General features: G+C 53.1%; 16 protein-coding genes and 4 tRNA genes. 4 read left to right on the forward strand and 16 right to left on the reverse strand.

Translation table 11 applies throughout. From position 1 onward, the window contains the following. Nucleotides 1-137 precede the first annotated feature (137 nt). From purA to nnr, 11 genes are all read right to left on the reverse strand, one after another. The gene (gene purA / locus QMN38_RS16915) at nt 138-1,436 is read right to left on the reverse strand and encodes an adenylosuccinate synthase (RefSeq protein WP_005134423.1); all 1,299 of its coding nucleotides are present in this window, start codon (nt 1,434-1,436) and stop codon (nt 138-140) included. Nucleotides 1,437-1,538: 102 nt separating this feature from the next. Beyond that, entirely contained in the window at nt 1,539-1,736 is a 198-nt protein-coding gene (locus QMN38_RS16920; protein ID WP_005122170.1) for a DUF2065 domain-containing protein, read from the reverse strand. A gap of 83 nt (nt 1,737-1,819) precedes the next feature. Next, a complete protein-coding gene (hflC, locus tag QMN38_RS16925; RefSeq protein ID WP_005122169.1) occupies nt 1,820-2,824 on the reverse strand; it encodes a protease modulator HflC in 1,005 nt (334 codons plus the stop codon). 2 nt (nt 2,825-2,826) lie between these two features. Continuing rightward, nucleotides 2,827-4,080: an FtsH protease activity modulator HflK gene (gene hflK, locus QMN38_RS16930; protein ID WP_137384000.1), complete on the reverse strand. Its 1,254-nt coding sequence runs from the start codon at nt 4,078-4,080 to the stop codon at nt 2,827-2,829. A 189-nt stretch (nt 4,081-4,269) separates the two neighbouring features. Then, the gene (hflX, locus tag QMN38_RS16935; protein WP_323605411.1) at nt 4,270-5,550 is read right to left on the reverse strand and encodes a ribosome rescue GTPase HflX; all 1,281 of its coding nucleotides are present in this window, start codon (nt 5,548-5,550) and stop codon (nt 4,270-4,272) included. Nucleotides 5,551-5,624: 74 nt separating this feature from the next. Next, nucleotides 5,625-5,933: an RNA chaperone Hfq gene (gene hfq / locus QMN38_RS16940; protein WP_003025584.1), complete on the reverse strand. Its 309-nt coding sequence runs from the start codon at nt 5,931-5,933 to the stop codon at nt 5,625-5,627. 210 nt (nt 5,934-6,143) lie between these two features. Further along, nucleotides 6,144-7,094, reverse strand: a complete 951-nt coding sequence (gene miaA / locus QMN38_RS16945) for a tRNA (adenosine(37)-N6)-dimethylallyltransferase MiaA (RefSeq protein WP_101742904.1) — start codon at nt 7,092-7,094, stop codon at nt 6,144-6,146. Next, nucleotides 7,087-8,949, reverse strand: a complete 1,863-nt coding sequence (gene mutL, locus QMN38_RS16950) for a DNA mismatch repair endonuclease MutL (protein WP_323605412.1) — start codon at nt 8,947-8,949, stop codon at nt 7,087-7,089. The genes miaA and mutL overlap by 8 nt, the downstream gene beginning before the upstream one ends. Nucleotides 8,950-8,958: 9 nt before the next feature. Beyond that, entirely contained in the window at nt 8,959-10,290 is a 1,332-nt protein-coding gene (gene amiB / locus QMN38_RS16955; protein ID WP_271440273.1) for an N-acetylmuramoyl-L-alanine amidase AmiB, read from the reverse strand. A 16-nt stretch (nt 10,291-10,306) separates the two neighbouring features. Beyond that, the gene (tsaE, locus tag QMN38_RS16960) at nt 10,307-10,768 is read right to left on the reverse strand and encodes a tRNA (adenosine(37)-N6)-threonylcarbamoyltransferase complex ATPase subunit type 1 TsaE (RefSeq protein WP_271440272.1); all 462 of its coding nucleotides are present in this window, start codon (nt 10,766-10,768) and stop codon (nt 10,307-10,309) included. After that, nucleotides 10,740-12,287, reverse strand: coding sequence for a bifunctional ADP-dependent NAD(P)H-hydrate dehydratase/NAD(P)H-hydrate epimerase (gene nnr / locus QMN38_RS16965; RefSeq protein ID WP_323605413.1), 1,548 nt, complete (start codon nt 12,285-12,287; stop codon nt 10,740-10,742). The genes tsaE and nnr overlap by 29 nt, the downstream gene beginning before the upstream one ends. On the opposite strand from nnr, the gene queG reads away from it, so the two are divergent. Then, nucleotides 12,286-13,425, forward strand: a complete 1,140-nt coding sequence (queG, locus tag QMN38_RS16970) for a tRNA epoxyqueuosine(34) reductase QueG (protein WP_271440270.1) — start codon at nt 12,286-12,288, stop codon at nt 13,423-13,425. The genes nnr and queG overlap by 2 nt on opposite strands. A gap of 269 nt (nt 13,426-13,694) precedes the next feature. Here queG and QMN38_RS16975 read toward each other — a convergent pair. The 5 genes from QMN38_RS16975 to orn form a co-directional block, all read right to left on the reverse strand. After that, nucleotides 13,695-13,770 (reverse strand) — tRNA-Gly (locus QMN38_RS16975). A 156-nt stretch (nt 13,771-13,926) separates the two neighbouring features. Next, nucleotides 13,927-14,002, reverse strand: a tRNA-Gly gene (locus QMN38_RS16980). A gap of 156 nt (nt 14,003-14,158) precedes the next feature. Continuing rightward, nucleotides 14,159-14,234, reverse strand: a tRNA-Gly gene (locus QMN38_RS16985). Nucleotides 14,235-14,390: 156 nt separating this feature from the next. After that, nucleotides 14,391-14,466, reverse strand: a tRNA-Gly gene (locus QMN38_RS16990). A 241-nt stretch (nt 14,467-14,707) separates the two neighbouring features. Continuing rightward, entirely contained in the window at nt 14,708-15,253 is a 546-nt protein-coding gene (orn, locus tag QMN38_RS16995) for an oligoribonuclease (RefSeq protein WP_040232952.1), read from the reverse strand. Between the two features lie 106 nt (nt 15,254-15,359). Between orn and rsgA the strand changes: the two genes are divergently transcribed. From rsgA to mscM, 3 genes are all read left to right on the forward strand, one after another. Continuing rightward, nucleotides 15,360-16,412 carry a small ribosomal subunit biogenesis GTPase RsgA gene (gene rsgA, locus QMN38_RS17000; protein WP_323605414.1) on the forward strand — a complete coding sequence of 351 codons (1,053 nt, stop codon included), beginning with the start codon at nt 15,360-15,362 and terminating at the stop codon, nt 16,410-16,412. 92 nt (nt 16,413-16,504) lie between these two features. Then, on the forward strand, nt 16,505-17,473 hold the full coding sequence (gene asd / locus QMN38_RS17005; protein ID WP_271440268.1) for an archaetidylserine decarboxylase: 969 nt from the start codon (nt 16,505-16,507) through the stop codon (nt 17,471-17,473). Nucleotides 17,474-17,490: 17 nt separating this feature from the next. Beyond that, nucleotides 17,491-20,805: a miniconductance mechanosensitive channel MscM gene (gene mscM, locus QMN38_RS17010; RefSeq protein WP_271454077.1), complete on the forward strand. Its 3,315-nt coding sequence runs from the start codon at nt 17,491-17,493 to the stop codon at nt 20,803-20,805. Nucleotides 20,806-20,860: the final 55 nt, after the last annotated feature.

The raw sequence follows: 20,860 nt of genomic DNA on the forward strand, positions 1-20,860 counted from the left end.
TTCAGTTCGGGAAGGAAAAAAGCGAGGAATTCACTCTTTGTTAAGCCGGATGGCGGTGAAAAGCGCCTGATCCGGCCTACAAAATAACACATGTAGGCCTGATATGCGCAGCGCCAGCGGCACTGCGCCAAACATGATTATGCGTCGAACGGGTCGCGCAGGATCATGGTTTCAGTACGGTCTGGGCCAGTTGAGATAATATCAATCGGCACACCGGTCAGTTCTTCAATACGCTTGATGTAGTTCAGTGCTGCCTGCGGCAGACCACTACGTTCCTTCACACCAAAGGTGGATTCAGACCAGCCAGGCATGGTTTCGTAAATCGGCTCAATACCTTTCCAGTCGTCTGCTGCCAACGGAGTAGTCGTGACTTCACGGCCATCCGGCATACGGTAAGCAACACAGATTTTCACCTCTTTCAAACCGTCCAGTACGTCCAGTTTGGTCAGGCAGAAGCCAGACAGGGAGTTAATCTGTACCGCACGGCGCACAGCGACGGAGTCCAGCCAGCCGGTACGACGACGGCGACCCGTCGTTGCGCCATACTCGTTACCTTGTTTACACAGGAACTCGCCGACATCATCAAACAATTCAGTCGGGAACGGACCTGCACCTACACGAGTAGAGTAAGCTTTGATGATACCCAGAACGTAGTCCACATAACGCGGACCCAGGCCGGAGCCGGTCGCCACGCCACCAGCAGTGGTGTTGGAGGACGTTACGTACGGATAGGTACCGTGGTCGATATCCAGCAGAGTACCCTGCGCACCTTCAAACATGACGAAATCGCCACGCTTACGCGCCTGATCCAGCAGATCGGAAACATCAACAACCATAGACGTCAGGATGTCGGCAATCGCCATCACATCATCCAGCACTTTCTGGTAGTCAACTGCTTCAACTTTGTAGAAATTCACCAACTGGAAGTTGTGATATTCCATCACTTCTTTCAGTTTTTCAGCGAAAGTTGCTTTATCAAACAGATCGCCAACGCGCAGACCGCGACGAGCCACTTTATCTTCATAAGCCGGGCCGATACCACGACCGGTGGTACCGATCGCTTTCTCACCGCGCGCTTTCTCACGAGCGTTATCTAACGCAACATGATAATCAAGGATCAGCGGACACGCTTCAGACAGCAGCAGGCGCTCACGAACCGGGATACCACGATCTTCCAGCCCTTTCATCTCTTTCATCAGCGCGGACGGAGACAGAACAACACCGTTACCGATGATGCTGGTTACATTCTCGCGAAGAATACCTGATGGAATAAGATGGAGGACGGTTTTTTCACCGTTGATTACGAGAGTATGGCCTGCGTTGTGACCGCCCTGGTAGCGCACAACATATTTAGCCCGTTCAGTCAGAAGATCGACGATCTTCCCTTTACCTTCGTCACCCCATTGGGTGCCCAGTACGACGACGTTGTTACCCATTTTTCAAAATCACCGTTTGCTTAAAAATGGATTCTACCACCGCTTTTTCAGATATACAGCACTTTTTGCATCCAAAAATCTGCAAATTAGTCTACTTATTGATCAGCCAATCGTTTTCCTCAACATGTAGTAGACGACAACGCCCGCGACCACAAGACCTCCACCAAAACGACGCAAAATATTTTCAGGAAGTTGTGCCATCGCCGAGATCATTTTCTTCCAGGCGCGGGGATACAGCATAGGACCCAAGCCTTCCAGCACCAAAACCAGCGCGAGCGCCAGCAAAATTGTTGAATTCATCCGTCGTCCTTATATAAAAAAGAAAACCACCGCATCCCTGGGGATACCGGTGGTTTTGCTGGTCTAAAACCGCTGGAACTATTTTAGCGTGTTGCGCTATTCGGCGTCTTCATGTAGCGGAAGAAATCGCTGTCCGGGCTCATGACCATGACATCCTGGTTTCCTTCGAAGCTCTTCTCGTAAGCGCGCAGGCTACGGATGAAGGCGTAGAAGTCAGGATCCTGACTGAACGCATCGGCAAACAATTTAGCGGCTTCTGCATCGCCTTCACCGCGCATAATGCGGCCCTGACGCTCAGACTCTGCCAGCGTTTTAGTGACTTCATAGTCCGCTGTTGCACGCAGTTTTTCCGCTTCTTCCTGACCCTGTGAACGATGGCGACGTGCTACCGCTTCACGCTCAGCGCGCATACGGTTGTAAATAGCCTCGGACACTTCAGCTGGCAGGTTGATTTGCTTGATACGCACATCGACCACTTCGATACCCAGTGCCGCCATACTGTTCGGGTTGATGACCGGGACTTTACCGTTCGTTTCAGCCTGCACACGTTCAGCCGCTTCGGCAATCGCGCTATCCGCCGCCGGAGTCGCGACTTCATCTTCTGTGCCAGCAGAACCGGAGTTCAACGCATCACGGACTTCCAGAGTCAAACGACCGCGGGAATCGGTAACGATATCTTTCACGTCCAGGCGACCGATTTCAGAACGCAGACGGTCAGAGAACTTACGTTTCAACAGCACTTCTGCCTGAGAAACATCGCCACCGCCCGTTGCCAGGTAGTAGCGGCTAAAGTCACTGATGCGCCACTTGATGTAGGAGTCAACGATCAGGTCTTTCTTCTCTTTGGTCACAAAGCGATCGGCCTGGTTGTCCATGGTCTGAATACGCGCATCCAGCATCTTCACGGATTCAATAAACGGAATCTTGAAGTGCAGGCCTGGTGCAACGACCAGCGGCTTGTTGTCATCGTCACGCAGAACTTTACCAAAGCGCAGGGTAATACCGCGCTCGCCTTCTTTGACCACAAAGACAGACATGAACAGAACTACCAGAACGATGATGATAATCGCAATAACTGACTTACGCATCGTTATTCCCCCTGACGCTGGTAGTCGTTACGCTGCGCGTTCGCGCGGCGTTGGTCCATAATATCGCCCTGACTGGTGGACGAGGTGTTGCTTGCTCCAGTGCCGGAAGACGTTACCGGTGGCAGACGCAGCAGATTTGAACTGCTGTCGCTCTTCGCTGCCGGCGCATTACCGCCTTTCAGCATCTGATCCAGCGGCAGAACCATCAGATTGCTGCCCTTATCGTTAACCAGGACTTTACGGGTATGGCTCAGCACTTTTTCCATGGTTTCGATATACAGACGCTCGCGAGTAATCTGCGGTGCGGCTTTATATTCCGGCAGAATTTTTGCGAAACGAGCCACTTCACCCTGTGCCTCCAGGATGGTCTGGGTCTTATACGCACGCGCTTCTTCCAGAATACGCTGCGCCTGACCGTTTGCACGTGGCTGAACTTCGTTGGTATACGCTTCTGCTTCACGGATGTACTGCTGCTCGTTTTCACGCGCTGCGATAGCATCATCAAACGCCGCTTTTACCTCTTCCGGCGGACGTGCAGCCTGGAAGTTGACGTCCAGCAGGGTGATACCCATATTGTACGGACGAATGGTTTCTTCCAGTTCACGCTGGGTATCGCTACGAATAACGGTACGCCCTTCGGTCAGGATACGATCCATGGTGTATTTGCCGATGACCCCACGCAGGGCGCTGTCAGTTGCCTGACGCAGACTGTCATCCGCGCTGGTTACGCTAAACAGGTAACGCTGTGGATCGGTCACACGGTACTGCACGTTCATTTCAACGCGCACGACGTTTTCGTCTGATGTCAGCATCACGCCGGATGCGGCAAGTTCACGCACAGCTTCAACGTTGACCGGAGTCACTTCGTCGATAAAGGTCGGTTTCCAGTTCAGACCCGGCTCAACCAGATGGCTGAATTTACCGAAGCGTGTCACCACGCCACGTTCCGCTTCTTTAATGGTGTAGAAACCGCTAGCCGCCCAGATAATGACGATAGCTGCCGCTGCGATAGTAAAGACTCGGCCGCCCAGTTGCGGACGCGGGCCTTGTGATGAACTACCACCGCCAGAGCCAGTACCTTTACCGCCACCCAAACCACCGAGTTTTTTACTCAGTTTGCGGAAGATATCATCCAGATCGGGAGGTCCCTGATCGCGACCACCTTTGTTTCCATTTCCCTCAGGGTTGCCGCCAGGTTTGCTGCTTCCCCAGGGGTCGCGGTCTTGTCCGTTATTACCGGGCTGATTCCACGCCATTTTTGTGCTCCATATTTGTTATGCGATGCTATACCTGCGTCTTTTGAGCTGCAGATGCGTTGGCTACGTCTTTCAACCCCAGTCACATAGTTGACTATGTGCCTGGAGATTTCAGGACTTGCCGCCTTCCTGCCGCATAAAATCCACGAGGAATAGAGGCGAAAAAATCTTCAGGCCATATCCGTCAGGTCAGACAACATAGTCTTCCAGTGCCGGTTCTTGTTTACAGAGGCGACGCCAGTCTACGATCGGCATACGTACTTGCAGACCTACGCTACCGTCTTCCTCCATCCACTCTTTCTCTATTGCCTGAAGTTGGTAAAACCGGCTTCTCAGTCGCCCTTCCTGCGGCGGCAGACGCAACGTATGTTGCGCAACCTCACCGGAAAGTCGCTCTGTCAAAGCCTGAAAAAGCTGTGGTATGCCAATTCCCGTTTGCGCTGAGACCCACACGCGAATGGGTTTATTCTCTTCATCTCTGTCGATACGCGGTTCAAAATCATCCAGCATATCGATCTTATTCATTACCAGCAGCGTCGGGATTTCATTTGCATCGATCTCTTTAAGAACCGTGTCGACGGCCTCAATGTTTTCCTGCACACGAAAATCTGCCGCATCAATAACGTGCAACAGCAAGGTCGCCTGACGAGTCTCCTGCAAAGTGGCCTTAAACGCCGCCACCAGGTCGTGCGGCAAATGACGGATAAACCCTACAGTATCCGCCAGCACGGTTTCACCGACATCCGCAACGTCTATTCGACGAAGCGTCGGATCCAGGGTCGCGAACAGCTGATCCGCTGCGTAGACCCGAGCTTCGGTTATCTGGTTGAACAGGGTGGATTTTCCGGCGTTGGTATATCCCACCAGTGATACGGTTGGGACATCCGCTTTCTTGCGCGACTGCCGCCCCTGCTCACGTTGCTTTTCAACTTTTTCCAGGCGCGACTGTATTTGCAAAATGCGATTACGCAGCAAACGACGGTCAGTTTCGAGCTGGGTTTCACCCGGACCACGCAAACCAATCCCGCCTTTTTGCCTTTCAAGGTGAGTCCAGCCACGGACCAGGCGTGTAGCCATATGGCGCAACTGCGCCAGCTCAACCTGCAACTTACCCTCATGGGTCCGCGCACGCTGGGCAAAAATATCTAAAATGAGACCAGTCCTGTCGATAACAAGACACTGGCATAACTGTTCCAGGTTACGTTCCTGGGCGGGGCTTAGAGCATGATCAAAAATCACCACCGCAGCGCCAGTCGCTTTTACGGCTTCAGCAATTTCGATTGCCTTACCTTCACCAACAAAAAACTTCGGGTGCGGTGCTTTACGGCTCCCGGTAATCACCTGCATTGCTTCGACACCGGCGGAAGAAACCAGAGATTCAAACTCCTGGAGGTCTTCCATATCTTTGTCTTGCGAAAAATAGATGTGTACCAGTACCGCCTGCTCACCGGCATCATAACGGTCAAACAAGCGTCAACCCCTCAATATATATCAACGGGGAACGCAGGATCTCTGGCTCCCCGTGTGTAAAACAGCCTAAAACCTTATTCGGTTTCTTCGCTGTCCTGTTGCGCTGATGAACCCTGCGCGTTGCTACCGTGATGGTAGTTGCTGCCAGTGCCGCCGGTGGCATTATTGCTGTGATGAGAAACCGGGCGAGACGGGACAACAGTGGAAATCGCGTGCTTATAAACCATCTGGCTGACCGTGTTTTTCAACAGGATCACGAACTGATCAAAAGACTCGATTTGACCTTGCAGCTTAATACCATTCACCAAATAAATAGAAACTGGAACACGTTCCCGACGCAGTGCGTTCAGGAACGGATCTTGTAAAGATTGCCCCTTAGCCATTCTCTCTTTTCCTTATATGCTTATTTGTACTTAATACGCTTCATCCTTCAGGTTGCCTCTACGTTAGCGACGTTCGTTCACCCCTGTCACTTACTTGAGTAAGCTCCTGGGGATTCACTCTCTTGCTGCCTTGATGCAACTTGAATGACTTTGCGTATTGAACCTTATGGTTCTGAAAAATTGCGCACGATACGTTTCAATTGTACACATTCAGTTCGCGATAGCACCAACAACCTGTAATACTTCGTTTCGCGCCTGGTCAGGCTTTTCACTGTCAAGCCAGTGCACCCCTTCCCAACCACGCAACCAGGTTATCTGCCGCTTCGCTAACTGCCTCGTGGCGCAAACACCTCTATAAACCATTTCATCGTATGAAATTTCGCCTTCAATGTATGACCACATCTGGCGATACCCTACACAACGAATGGAAGGCAAATCCGTATGCAAATCTCCTCGGGCAAAAAGCGCCCGGACTTCTGCTTCAAAACCTGAAGCTAACATCTGATGAAAACGCTGCTCAATTCGCTGATGGAGCAATTCACGGCTCGCCGGAGCGATCGCAAACTGGTGCACCTCATACGGTAAAGCATCTCCTGACGTTTGCGTCAGCTCCGTTAAAGTTTTACCCGAAATGAAAAAAACTTCCAGTGCCCGGGAAAGTCTTTGCGGATCATTTGGATGAATCCGCGCCGCAGCTACCGGGTCAATCTCCTGAAGCTGTCGGTGTAACGCGTCCCATCCAAGCTCTGCCGCCTGCTGCTCAATTCTGGCCCTGACCTCCGGGTCCGCCGACGGTAACGGTGACAACCCTTCAAGCAACGCTTTGAAATATAACATTGTGCCACCCACTAACAGCGGGATACGCCCCGCTGCGGTGATATCGGCCATCTCGGCTAGCGCATCGCGACGAAAATCCGCTGCAGAATACGCTTGCGCCGGATCACGAATATCCAGCAATCGGTGTGGTGCGGCCTTCAATTCATCAGCATCAGGCTTCGCGGTGCCGATATCCATCCCCTTGTAAATAAGGGCGGAATCAACGCTTATCAACTCTACAGGCAAAACTTTACGCAATTCAATTGCTAATGCCGTTTTACCGGAGGCCGTCGGCCCCATTAAAAAAATTGCCTTTGGCAGGCTCGCCTTACAGGTATCACTCATGTTTCAGGGCGTTCATTACCGAATGTAAATCAACAGGTTGTAACAGACCACCCGGCGGCGCCTTCACGAGTTGTGGGCATAGCCGCTCAACATCCGCCAACAGCGTAATCGCCTGAGCCATGCTCCACTGCGGATGCTCGCTCATCAGATTACGTGCAATCCACTGCGCAATGTTGCCCGGTTCAAATACGGTTTGCTGCGCCAGGTAGCCTATCAGTTCAGGAATCAAGATTTGTAAATTTTGTTGGCGTAAGGGTAAAGGCACCGCTCGGATGGTCACATGCTGCGCATCCAGCTGAAATTCAATCCCCAAATCAGCCAGTTGGCTTTGTCCTTTTTGCAACGCGACGTTTTCATCAGCGGTGACTTTTAGACGCAACGGGATCAGCAGTGGCTGAGCGCAAACAGGACCCTGCCCAGGCGTAAGCTGCGCCTGACGCAACCACCGTTCCGCAACAGGTAACGCCAGCAGCCGAATCTGGCCATCGCTTTCCAGTAATGCACAGTCTGTCCCTACGATAGTCAGCACCCGTCCAAACCCCTGACTGTTGCCGGTAAGAGGTACCGTCGGTGTTTCAGCGACCGGTGGTTTGTGCATCGGAGCCGGTGTCTGCAGCAGGCGCTGATAAATTTCGCCCTGCTGCTTTTGATATCCAGGCTGGGCATGCGGCCAACTGGCGCTTGCCTGCCCCTGGCGACCACTCCCGCTACTGGAAGAGGCAGAATAACGGGGAGTAGCAGGTTCACGCGCTGGCGCAGGTTCGGCAAAATGGTTACGCCCTGCCGCCACGCGATTTTCCGGGATGTGTCTCGGGGCGAGTTCTTCGTCATCAACCAACGGCAGCGAGGTTTCCAACTGCTGTTGCAGGACGCTTAACACCCCTTGATAAATAAAATCATGCACCAGACGAGACTGGTGAAAGCGTACCTCATGTTTGGCTGGATGCACGTTTACATCCACCTGATGCGGGTCAATTTCCAGATACAGTACAAATGCGGGTTGCTGATCGGCGCCCAGCTTATCTTCACAAGCCTGGCGAATGGCATGGTTGATCAGTCTATCGCGCATCATCCGGCCATTCACATAGCAATACTGGATTTCCGCCAGCGCCGCCGTCGTGTGGTTCGGATCGGCCACCCAGCCGCGCAGCGCCAAATCGCCATGCTGCCATTCAATCGCCAGAGCATGCTCCAGAAACGGCGTCCCGCAAATAGCACCCAGTCGGCGCTCTTTTTGTCCATCCTCCGCGACGGCACGATACTGGCGCACCATTTTGCCGTTGTGCGACAGATTAATCGTCACATCGAAACGCGCCAACGCAATGCGGCGGATAATTTCGTCGATGTGGTTAAATTCCGTTTTCTCCGTGCGCATAAACTTGCGTCGTGCTGGCGTGTTGTAAAACAGATCCAGTACTTCCAGCGTGGTACCCACCGGATGCGCAGCGGGTTTAACCGTCACATCCATGTCACGCCCTTCAGCATAGGCCTGCCAGGCTTCGGGTTGTTCTTGCGTACGCGATGTCAGTGTTAAACGGGAAACCGAGCTGATACTCGCCAGTGCCTCTCCACGAAATCCAAGGCTTACAATCGCTTCGAGATCATCAAGCGAGGCAATTTTACTGGTGGCGTGACGCGCCAGCGCCAGCGCCAGCTCGTCTTTTTTAATCCCACAACCGTTGTCACGAATACGGATAAGCTTCGCCCCACCGCGTTCGATATCAATATCGATACGCGTTGCACCCGCATCGATGCTGTTTTCTACCAGCTCTTTAACCACCGACGCAGGTCGTTCCACCACCTCGCCTGCGGCAATCTGGTTCGCCAGCTGTGGCGGTAGAACCTGAATCGGCATGGCTAATCCTTAGTTTGTTAACGTGCTGCCAGGCGATACGGCGCTGGCAGTTTGCGCCGGTGCACCCTGTGGGCCGGTTTGCATCGGATGCGCCTGGAAATAGTTACGCAGTCCTTTGTAAATCGCCTCGGCCAGCTGCTGCTGGTAATCATCGCTTGCCAACAGCCGTTCTTCGCTGTTGTTGCTGATAAAACCGGTTTCGACCAGGACTGACGGGATATCCGGCGAGCGCAATACGCCAAGGCTGGCGTGTTCCGGGCGGCGTTTATGCATCGAACCAATACGCTCTAACTGACCGATCATGCTGGTCGCCACATCATAGCCGACGCGTTGCGAATGACCGAACTGCAGGTCCAGTACGGCCTGACTGAGATAGGGGTCAGACTGGCTGTTAGCCAGCACATCACCCGCGCCGCCCAGCAGTTCCGACTGTTTCTCGTGCTGCTCCAGCCAACCGGCCATTTCACTGTTGGCACGACGGTTTGACAGCACCCATACGGAAGCGCCTGTCGCATCGCGGTTTGGTGCGGCATCCGCATGAATAGAGACCAGGAAGTTGGCATTTTGTTTACGCGCAACATCAGAACGGCCCATCACCGAGATAAAGTAATCGCCGTCACGGGTGAGTACACCCTTAAACATCGGATCATCATTCAGCAAGCCGCGCAGTTTGCGTGCAACAGCGATAGTGACGTTTTTCTCGCGTGTACCACCAGGGCCGATCGCCCCTGGGTCCTGCCCGCCGTGTCCGGCATCGATAGCAATAACAACTTTATCGCCGTTGCTGACGCGAGCCTGAGCTGCCGGTCTCGTGGCCGTATTGCTGCTGGTCACCGCGGTGGTGCGATCATTTTCTGCTTTAAACGGATTACGTGCTGGCTCAACGGGACGCGGAGCGACAACCGGTGCCTCGACACGCTTGACCACCACAGGTGGCGGCGGTGGCGGTGGCGGCGCATCCGCTTTAATCGTAAACACAACGGTGTAATTGCCACCGTTTTGTCGTTTTACGGCTTCTGCTTTTCCGTTTTCGGTTAAATCGACAACCAGCCGCAGAGACTGGGCATCATTTGGCGTACCCGAACGGATCGCCTTCACCAGATTATTGCCGCTAAACAGCAGTGGTAATCCCTGAATCACACCGGTTTGTTTAATATCCAGCGTGACCGTTCGTTTCCCCTCCTGTGACACAGCGTATTCCGGCTCACCGATAAAGCTCAGCGTAATCCGCGCCTGTTGATCGCCATTGGAAACCTGAAGATCGGAGAGGCTGGCGGCCCCTGCCTGCGCGCACAGCAGGACCAGGGTTGCCATCAGCCAGTTTCTGATGCGATAAATCATCCCGCCACCCTTAAGGTTAATCGGCCAAACGCGCCAGCAATAAATCACCCGATGAGGAGACCGCACTAACGCGCGCCTCACGACCTTGCGCCTGATATTCAATGTGTATTTCGACGTCCGGGTCTGGCAGTACACCTTTACCTTGTTGCGGCCATTCCACCAGGCAGATGGCATCATTGGCAAAATAATCGCGGATCCCCATAAATTCCAGCTCCTCCGGGTCCGCAAGGCGATACAGGTCGAAGTGATAGACCATTAAATTATCGAGCGCATAGGGTTCGACCAGTGTGTAGGTCGGGCTTTTTACATTACCTTTGTGACCTAACGCCTGCAGAAATCCCCGACTGAAGGTCGTTTTACCCGCCCCCAGGTCGCCATATAAATAAATAACCGTCGCGCCGTCACAGGCTTTGGCTACCCGCTGTCCCAGGTCTAAAGTTGCCTGCTCATCAGGTAGTGGAATTACTCGATTCATCATGATAAACGTCAATCACATCAGGGTTAACAATACGCTGTAGCGTGGTAAAGAGATCTGTCGCCAGCATGCCGCGCATACCAAAACGCGCTGCCAGTACATCCGCCGCCGCACCGTGCGCAACACATCCCGCACACGCTGCATCATACGGGGTAAGCTTCTGTCCGAGCAATGCGCCAATAATACCGGAAAGCACATCCCCCATCCCGCCGCTGGCCATTCCGGCATTGCCGACATCAATAATACTCAATGCAGCCTGTTCAGAGGCGACAACCGTCCCCGCGCCTTTCAGCACCACCACACCCCCGTACCGTTTTACCAGACGTTGTGCACAAAGTAAGCGATCGTCCTCAATTTCTGCAATGGAACAACCCAGCAGCCGTGCTGCCTCACCCGGATGCGGCGTGATCACGCGATTGTGACGTTTATCGGGATTGATTGCCAGCAGGTTAAGCGCATCGGCATCCCAGAGCATCGGTTTGCGAAAATTCTCGACCTTTTGCAATGCTTTTTTGCCCCACTCCTGCTGTCCAAGACCAGGACCAATCACCACGACATCCGCCCACGCCAAACCCTCTTCCAGCGTCTTTGGCGTTAGCGTATCGACCATGAGTTCCGGTCGGGCAGTCAAAATGGGGGCGATATTTTCACTGCGCGTCAGTACTTTGACCAATCCAGCCCCCGCACGCAGCGCCGCTTCACCGGCCATACGAATGGCACCCGCCGTGCCGTGGTCACCGCCAATAATGACCAACCGACCATGGGAACCTTTGTGTGAGGTAGGTCGACGTGGTGTTAACCAATGCGCAAGCTGCGAGGCTTCATAACGCTGAATCGGCGCATCTTGCCTGGCAAGCCAGGCGTCCAACCCAAGCGCGTTAAAGTTCAGATGTCCGGTAACATCGCGCGCTTTGCCAGTTAACAGCCCTGGTTTCAACGCAATAAAGGTGACGGTATGCGCTGCGTTTATCACCGCCCCCGGTGTCGCTCCTGTTTGTGCCAGCAGACCAGAAGGAATGTCTACGGCGACGATGGGGGCAGGATGGGTATTGGCATGCTCAATCAGCGTCCGGAGAGGTTCGCGCGGAGCCTGTTTTAAACCGGTCCCCAACAGCGCGTCGATAATGACATCCACACGACCTGGCCAGACGATATCTGTAGAATGGATGACGCCCCCCGCATTAAGCCAGGCATCGCGCGCCTGCTGTGCTTCCTCGGGAAGCGTTTTATCGCTCTCCTGCGCCAGCAATGTGACATCAATACCCAGCGCTTTAGCGAGTCTTGCCACCACATACCCATCACCGCCATTGTTACCGTGGCCGCATAGCACCAGCCAGTGTTGAGCGTACGGATATACGTTCCGTGTAGCCTGAAACACAGCCTCTCCCGCACGCAGCATCAGTTCATAAAGCGTCAGCCCTAAGTTGTCTGCCGCCTCTCGTTCCATCCGTTTGATGTCATCGGCGTGCCAGATGGAGTGTGGTATACTTGCGAGGTTTTTCTTCATTGTATGGTCCGTCATGTCAGAGCCCCTCGATCTCAATCAGTTAGCGCAAAATATTAAACAGTGGGGGCTGGAACTTGGCTTTCAGCAGGTCGGTATTACCGATACCGACCTCAGCGAAGCCGAACCCAAACTGCAGGCCTGGCTGGATAAACACTATCACGGCGAGATGGACTGGATGGCCCGTCACGGCATGATGCGCGCCCGACCTCATGAATTATTGCCCGGTACATTACGCGTTATCAGCGTGCGAATGAACTATCTTCCTGCCAACGCGGCCTTTGCCAGCACGTTGAAAAACCCCTCCCTGGGTTACGTCAGCCGTTACGCGCTTGGACGTGACTACCATAAGTTGCTACGTAACCGCTTAAAAAAGCTGGGCGAGATGATTCAACAGCACTGCGCTTCGCTGAATTTTAGACCTTTTGTCGATTCAGCGCCCATTCTTGAGCGTCCACTGGCGGAAAAAGCCGGGCTTGGCTGGACAGGTAAGCACTCACTTATCCTCAACCGTGAGGCTGGCTCATTCTTCTTTCTCGGTGAGTTACTGATCGATTTGCCTCTCCCGGTTGATAAGCCAGTCGAAGAAGGATGCGGCAAATGCGTGGCCTGTATGACCATTTGTCCTACCGGCGCTATCGTTGAACCCTACACGGTGGATGCGCGCCGCTGTATCTCTTATCTCACGATCGAACTGGAAGGCGCGATCCCGGAAGAGTTTCGTCCGCTACTGGGGAACCGCATCTATGGCTGCGATGACTGCCAGCTCATCTGCCCGTGGAATCGCTATTCGCAGTTGACGGCAGAGGATGACTTCAATCCGCGCAAGCAGCTTCATGCTCCGGAGTTAATAGAACTATTTAGCTGGAGCGAGGCGTGGTTTTTGAAAGTCACGGAGGGATCTGCCATTCGTCGTATTGGCCATCTGCGCTGGCTGCGCAATATCGCCGTTGCGCTGGGAAATGCCCCCTGGGATGAAGCCGTAATCAATGCGCTGGAAACCCGCAGAGGTGAGCACCCACTTCTCGACGAGCACATATCATGGGCGATTGCCCGGCAAATTGAGAAGCGAAATGCCTGCGTAGTGGAAGTACAGTTACCGAAGAAACAACGCCTGGTCAGGGTCGTTGAAAAAGGATTGCCGCGCGATGCTTAAATCATCCACAGCTTGTGTATAAAAATAAAAACACATTGATATTCAAGAGGGAAAAAATCGTCAAGTGATCGCATTAACAATTTGAAATGATAATTAGTTCAATAATTTCAATTGGTTACAAAGATATTATTCACCCGGCGAAGTTATTTGCATTCAAGGAATGATGCCTCGACCTGTGGATAAGTCTGTTTACAGAAGTATGTCAATGGCGAACGAAAACGTCCCCAACGCGATACTACGTTGTGGATATTTTTATTGAGATAAGAATTTGGAGCGGGAAACGAGACTCGAACTCGCGACCCCGACCTTGGCAAGGTCGTGCTCTACCAACTGAGCTATTCCCGCATAATCTTCGTCTTTCGAACCGCTACTGCGTTGGCTGCCTTCATTCGCCTAAGTCACTTACTTTTGTAAGCTCCTGAGGACTCATTCAGTTGCCGCCTTGCCGCAATTCGAAATTCTGCGATTGGTGGTCTGTGCTTAACAAGCACTTTCAAATTTTGGAGCGGGAAACGAGACTCGAACTCGCGACCCCGACCTTGGCAAGGTCGTGCTCTACCAACTGAGCTATTCCCGCATAATCTTCGTCTTTCGAACCGCTACTGCGTTGGCTGCCTTCATTCGCCTAAGTCACTTACTTTTGTAAGCTCCTGAGGACTCATTCAGTTGCCGCCTTGCCGCAATTCGAAATTCTGCGATTGGTGGTCTGTGCTTAACAAGCACTTTCAAATTTTGGAGCGGGAAACGAGACTCGAACTCGCGACCCCGACCTTGGCAAGGTCGTGCTCTACCAACTGAGCTATTCCCGCATAATCTTCGTCTTTCGAACCGCTACTGCGTTGGCTGCCTTCATTCGCCTGAGTCACTTACTTTTGTAAGCTCCTGAGGACTCATTCAGTTGCCGCCTTGTCGCAATTCGAAATTCTGCGATTGGTGGTCTGTGCTTAATAAGCACTTTCAAATTTTGGAGCGGGAAACGAGACTCGAACTCGCGACCCCGACCTTGGCAAGGTCGTGCTCTACCAACTGAGCTATTCCCGCAAATTTGTACTTCTTTTGTTGCTGCCGTAACGTGTAATTCTCTGTCGTTACGGGAGGCGCATTATACGAGAAATCCGTTTAGCTGCAACCCCCCTAAAAGCGATTTTTTCGTTTTTCTGCTCAAGTGCTGAATTTATCGACAAGTCGTCTAATTTAGCGGCAATCTTGCCCCAGTGCAAGCGCACAGGAACGATATTCGTAGGCCGGGCAGAGTACAACCGCCACCCGGTCATCCACAAAATTAAAGCTTAATAAAATGCTCGCGATAGTAAGCCAGCTCAGCAACGGACTCACGAATATCGTCCATTGCCTGGTGTGTTCCTTGTTTCTTGAAGCCATCAAGGATCTCTGGTTTCCAGCGACGGGCCAACTCTTTAAGCGTGCTGACGTCCAGATAGCGATAATGGAAATACGCCTCCAGCTCCGGCATATATTTAAACAGGAAACGGCGATCCTGGCCGATGCTGTTGCCACAGATAGGTGATTTTCCTTCAGGTACCCACTCTTTTAAAAAGGCCAGCGTTGCCAGCTCGGCTTCACGATCGCCCATGGTGCTCGCTTTTACGCGTTCCACTAGTCCACTTCCGGTATGCGTACGTACGTTCCAGTCATCCATTAGCGCCAGTTGCTCATCAGACTGATGCACCGCAATTGTTGGTCCTTCAGCCAGGATATTCAGGTTGGCATCAGTCACTAGCGTAGCGATCTCAATAATGCGATCGCGCTCGGGATCCAGACCTGTCATCTCCAGATCGATCCAAATCAGGTTGTTTTCATTGGCACTCATGCTATTTTCCACCCTTCAGACGTCACATTCAGTGTGACTATATTCATCTAAAATTGCGTGTATCATAAATGTTTTGCCCATTATGGGCGACCAGGAGCCAGTCCGATTGAGTAAGAATAAACTCTCCAAAGGCCAACAGCGCCGCGTGAACGCCAATCACCAGCGTCGTCTTAAAACGTCCGCGGAGAAGCCCGACTACGACGACAACCTGTTTGGCGAGACTGCTGAAGGCATCGTTATCAGCCGTTTTGGCATGCATGCCGACGTAGAATCTGCTGACGGGAAAATTCACCGTTGCAACATCCGCCGTACCATTCGTTCGCTGGTTACCGGCGATCGTGTAGTCTGGCGTCCGGGTAAAGCGGCAGCAGAGGGCGTTAATGTTAAAGGGATCGTTGAAGCGGTACATGAGCGTACCTCCGTACTCACACGCCCGGACTTTTACGACGGGGTGAAACCCATTGCGGCCAACATCGATCAAATCGTGATTGTTTCAGCCATCTTACCTGAGCTGTCACTGAATATTATCGACCGCTATCTGGTGGCTTGCGAAACCTTGCACGTAGAGCCCATCATCGTACTCAACAAAATCGATCTGCTGGACAACGAAGGTATGGCCTTCGTTAACGAGCAGATGGACATCTATCGCAACATTGGTTATCGCGTGTTGATGGTCTCAAGCCGCACCAAAGACGGCCTGAAACCGCTTGAAGAAGCATTGACCGATCGTATTAGTATCTTTGCTGGTCAGTCAGGCGTAGGCAAATCCAGCCTGCTCAATAACCTTCTCGGCCTGCAGGAAGAGATCCTGACCAATGATGTCTCCGACAACTCAGGTCTTGGGCAGCACACCACAACAGCTTCTCGCCTGTACCACTTCCCTCACGGCGGCGATGTCATCGACTCCCCCGGTGTACGTGAGTTTGGGCTGTGGCATCTTGAACCGGAACAAATCACTGATGGCTTTGTCGAATTTCATGACTATTTAGGCCATTGCAAGTATCGCGACTGTAAACATGATGCAGATCCGGGCTGTGCAATCCGTGAAGCTGTCGAGGAAGGGAAAATCGCTGAGATTCGGTTTGAAAATTATCACCGCATCCTGGAAAGCATGGCGCAGGTAAAAACGCGTAAAAACTTTTCTGATACAGACAACTGACAACTAAGCTAAGCATCGCTAGAATCGTCCCCCTTTTTTCAGGATCCGGCCCCTATGCCGGATCGGGAACAAATTATGGCCTGGAGGCTACCTTGTTAAACTCATTTAAGCTTTCGCTACAATACATTCTGCCGAAACTATGGCTCACTCGCCTGGCGGGTTGGGGTGCGAGCAAACGTGCAGGATGGTTGACCAAACTGGTCATCGATCTGTTCGTGAAATATTACAAGGTCGATATGAAAGAGGCGCAAAAGCCGGACACCGCCAGCTATCGTACCTTTAACGACTTTTTTGTTCGCCCGCTGCGCGAAGATGCACGCCCGATCAATACCGATCCCAATGTGCTGGTCATGCCCGCTGACGGCGTGATTAATCAGTTGGGTAATATTGAGGAAGACAAACTGTTGCAGGCCAAAGGGCATAGCTACACCCTTGAAGCGCTGCTGGCAGGCAACTACCAGATGGCGGATAAATTCCGTAACGGGACGTTTGTCACGACTTACCTCTCACCGCGTGATTACCACCGTGTCCACATGCCGTGTAACGGTATCTTGCGAGAAATGATGTACGTGCCAGGCGATCTCTTCTCTGTGAACATCCTGACCGCGCAGAACGTGCCGAACCTGTTTGCCCGCAACGAACGTGTTATTTGCCTGTTTGATACCGAATTCGGCCCGATGGTGCAGATTCTGGTCGGTGCGACCATCGTCGGCAGCATTGAAACCGTATGGGCTGGCACCATTACCCCACCACGTGAAGGCGTGATCAAACGCTGGACATGGCCGGAAGGCGAAAGCGAAGGCTCTGTGGCGCTGCTGAAAGGTCAGGAAATGGGCCGCTTTAAACTCGGTTCAACCGTTATCAACCTGTTTGCGCCGGGTAAAGTTAATCTGGTTGCACAGTTGCAGGATCTGTCGGTAACCAAAATTGGCCAGCCGATGGCCATCTCGACCGAGACCTTCGTGACGCCAGCGGCAGAGCCCGTGCCATTGCCGAAAGAAGAGATCGAAGCAGAACACGATGCCAGCCCGCTGGTTGAAGACAAAAAAGACGAAAGTTAACCATAGGAATCGCTGCTGTGCGCCTGATTATCACTTTTCTGATGGCCTGGTGCCTCAGCCAGGGGGCGTACGCTGCGACGGCCCCCGACAGTAAACAACTCACTCAGGAACTGGAGCAGGCAAAGGCGGCGAAACCCGCTCAGCCAGAAACCGTTGAGGCGCTCCAGTCCGCGCTGAATGCTCTTGAGGAGCGGAAAGGCTCCCTTGAGCGTGCTGAACAATATCAACAGGTTATCGATAACTTCCCCAAGCTGTCCGCCACGTTACGCGCACAGCTAAACAACCTGCGCGACGAACCGCGTAGCGTACCGACCGGCCTCACGACGGATGCATTAAACCAGGAGATCCTTCAGGTCAGCAGTCAGTTACTGGATAAAAGCCGCCAGGCTCAACAGGAGCAGGATCGCGCCAGGGAAATCGCCGACTCGTTAAGCCAGCTTCCCCAGCAACAAACCGATGCTCGCCGCCAGCTAAATGATATTGAGCGGCGCCTTGGTACAGCCAACAGTAACTCAGCGCTCAATCAAGCAATGCAGGCAGAATCCGCCAGGCTTAAAGCCCAGGTCGATGAACTGGAACTGGCTCAGCTTTCCGCAAACAACCGTCAGGAACTGGCGCGCATGCGCTCCGAACTGGCAGAAAAACAGAGCCAACAGCTCGACGCTTACCTGCAGGCATTACGCAACCAACTCAACAGCCAGCGCCAGCGTGAAGCCGAACGTGCGCTGGAAAGCACGGAACTGTTGGCAGAAAACAGCGCAGGATTGCCGGAAGGCATCATTGACCAGTTTAAAGTTAACCGTGAGCTGTCTCAGGCACTCAATCAGCAGGCGCAACGTATGGATCTGGTCGCCTCCCAGCAGCGTCAGGCCACCAGCCAAACGTTGCAGGTACGTCAGGCGCTGAATACGCTGCGGGAACAGTCACAATGGCTTGGCGTCTCGAATATGCTGGGAGAAGCACTGCGTGCACAAGTTTCTCGTCTGCCAGAAATGCCCAAACCCCAGCAGTTAGATACCGAAATGGCACAGCTGCGCGTACACCGCATGCGCTATGAAGATCTCCTCAACAAGCAGCCGCAATTACGTCAAATTCACCAGGCCGACGGACAACCACTAACCGCTGAGCAGAGCAGCATTCTCAACGCCCAGTTGCGCACTCAGCGTGAACTACTGAACTCACTGCTACAGGGTGGCGATACACTGATCCTCGAGCTCACTAAGCTAAAAGTCTCCAATAGCCAACTGGAAGACGCGTTGAAAGAGGTCAACGAGGCGACGCACCGTTATCTGTTCTGGACATCAGACGTCAGCCCCATCTCGCTTTCCTGGCCTGTCGACATTGTTCAGGATCTGCGCCGCCTGATCTCACTCGATACATTTAATCAGCTCGGCAAAGCCACGATCATGATGCTGACCAGCAAAGAAACGCTGCTGCCACTGTTCGGTGCGCTGGTGCTGGTTGGGTTTAGCCTTTCTTCACGTAAACACTTCACCCGCTTTCTTGAACGCTCGTCAGCGCGTGTTGGTAAAGTCACCCAGGACCACTTCTGGCTCACGATACGCACGGTATTCTGGTCGATACTTGTGGCCTCACCGCTGCCAGTGCTATGGGCAACACTGGGTTACGGATTACAGGAAGCCTGGCCCTACCCGCTGGCCGTCGCGATAGGAGACGGCGTTACCGCAACGGTACCCATGCTGTGGGCGGTAATGATTTGCGCCACCTTCGCACGCCCCAACGGTCTGTTCATTGCGCACTTTGGCTGGCCGCGTAACCGTGTCGCGAAGGCCATGCACTATTACCTGATGAGTATCGGGCTGATTGTCCCGCTGATCATGGCGGTAATTATGTTTGATAACCTCAATGACCGGGAATTCTCCGCCTCATTGGGACGCTTGTGCTTCATCCTGATTTGCGGGGCGCTGGCGATCGTAACCCTGAGCCTGAAACGCGCCGGTATACCGCTGTATCTCGACAAAGAAGGCAATGGCGACAACATGGTCAACAGCATGCTGTGGAATATGCTGATGGGTGCACCACTCATTGCTATTCTCGCGGCTGCTGTGGGCTACCTGGCAACATCACAAGCCTTGCTGGCGCGCCTGGAGACTTCGGTAGCAATCTGGTTCTTGTTACTGGTGGTCTATCACGTCATTCGCCGTTGGATGCTAATCCAACGTCGCCGTCTGGCATTCGATCGTGCCAAGCATCGACGTGCTGAAATGCTGGCGCAACGCGCGCGCGGTGAGGAAGAGCCACCTCATTCAACCAGCCTTGAAGGGGCCGTCGATGTTGACGAAAGCGAAGTGGATCTTGATGCGATCAGTGCACAATCACTGCGCCTGGTGCGTTCTATCCTGATGCTCATCGCCCTGCTCTCGGTTATCGTGCTGTGGTCAGAAATTCATTCCGCTTTCGGCTTCCTGGAAAATATCTCACTATGGGATGTCACCTCCACGGTGCAGGGCGTAGAAAGTTTAGAGCCCATTACACTGGGTGCGGTGTTAATTGCGATTCTGGTGTTTATTATCACGACGCAGTTGGTGCGAAACCTGCCCGCATTGCTGGAACTGGCGTTGCTACAACACCTGGATTTAACCCCCGGTACCGGTTATGCCATCACCACCATCACCAAATATCTGCTGATGCTGATTGGCGGTTTGGTGGGCTTCTCAATGATTGGTATCGAATGGTCAAAACTGCAGTGGCTGGTAGCGGCTCTCGGTGTGGGGCTGGGCTTTGGCTTGCAGGAGATCTTCGCCAACTTTATTTCTGGCCTGATCATCCTGTTTGAAAAACCAATCCGTATTGGCGACACGGTGACCATTCGCGATCTCACCGGTAGCGTGACGAAAATTAATACCCGCGCGACCACCATCAGCGACTGGGACCGCAAAGAGATAATCGTGCCCAACAAAGCGTTCATCACCGAGCAGTTTATCAACTGGTCACTATCTGACTCGGTCACGCGTGTCGTGTTAACTATCCCGGCGCCGTCGGAAGCTAACAGCGAGGAAGTCACACAAATCCTGCTTACCGCCGCACACCGCTGTTCGCTGGTGATCGACACACCTGCTCCGGAAGTCTTCCTGGTTGACCTTCAGCAAGGGATTCAGATCTTCGAACTGCGTATCTATGCTGCGGAGATGGGACACCGTATGCCGCTGCGCCACGAGATCCACCAACTGATTCTGGCAGGCTTCCGTGAGCACGGTATTGATATGCCATTCCCGCCGTTCCAGATGCGTCTGGAAAGTCTGGGGGGTAAGCAAACGGGAAGAACGTTAAGTTCTGCGGGCAGAAGCAGTCGTCCGGCGGGAAGTTTGTAGCGCATGATCCAGGCAAGAAATGCCGGATGGCGACCCGTTGGGTCTAATCCGGCCT

Origin of the sequence: Citrobacter sp. R-1.5.2 (assembly GCF_035064245.1) — a bacterium.
Classification (GTDB): domain Bacteria; phylum Pseudomonadota; class Gammaproteobacteria; order Enterobacterales; family Enterobacteriaceae; genus Citrobacter.

Coding starts and splice junctions, on each gene's coding strand:
- purA (WP_005134423.1), bottom strand. CDS start 1,436: ATGGGTAACAACGTCGTCGTACTGGGCACCCAATGGGGTGACGAAGGT.
- QMN38_RS16920 (WP_005122170.1), bottom strand. CDS start 1,736: ATGAATTCAACAATTTTGCTGGCGCTCGCGCTGGTTTTGGTGCTGGAA.
- hflC (WP_005122169.1), bottom strand. CDS start 2,824: ATGCGTAAGTCAGTTATTGCGATTATCATCATCGTTCTGGTAGTTCTG.
- hflK (WP_137384000.1), bottom strand. CDS start 4,080: ATGGCGTGGAATCAGCCCGGTAATAACGGACAAGACCGCGACCCCTGG.
- hfq (WP_003025584.1), bottom strand. CDS start 5,933: ATGGCTAAGGGGCAATCTTTACAAGATCCGTTCCTGAACGCACTGCGT.
- miaA (WP_101742904.1), bottom strand. CDS start 7,094: ATGAGTGATACCTGTAAGGCGAGCCTGCCAAAGGCAATTTTTTTAATG.
- mutL (WP_323605412.1), bottom strand. CDS start 8,949: ATGCCGATTCAGGTTCTACCGCCACAGCTGGCGAACCAGATTGCCGCA.
- amiB (WP_271440273.1), bottom strand. CDS start 10,290: ATGATTTATCGCATCAGAAACTGGCTGATGGCAACCCTGGTCCTGCTG.
- tsaE (WP_271440272.1), bottom strand. CDS start 10,768: ATGATGAATCGAGTAATTCCACTACCTGATGAGCAGGCAACTTTAGAC.
- queG (WP_271440270.1), top strand. CDS start 12,286: ATGTCAGAGCCCCTCGATCTCAATCAGTTAGCGCAAAATATTAAACAG.
- nnr (WP_323605413.1), bottom strand. CDS start 12,287: ATGACGGACCATACAATGAAGAAAAACCTCGCAAGTATACCACACTCC.
- orn (WP_040232952.1), bottom strand. CDS start 15,253: ATGAGTGCCAATGAAAACAACCTGATTTGGATCGATCTGGAGATGACA.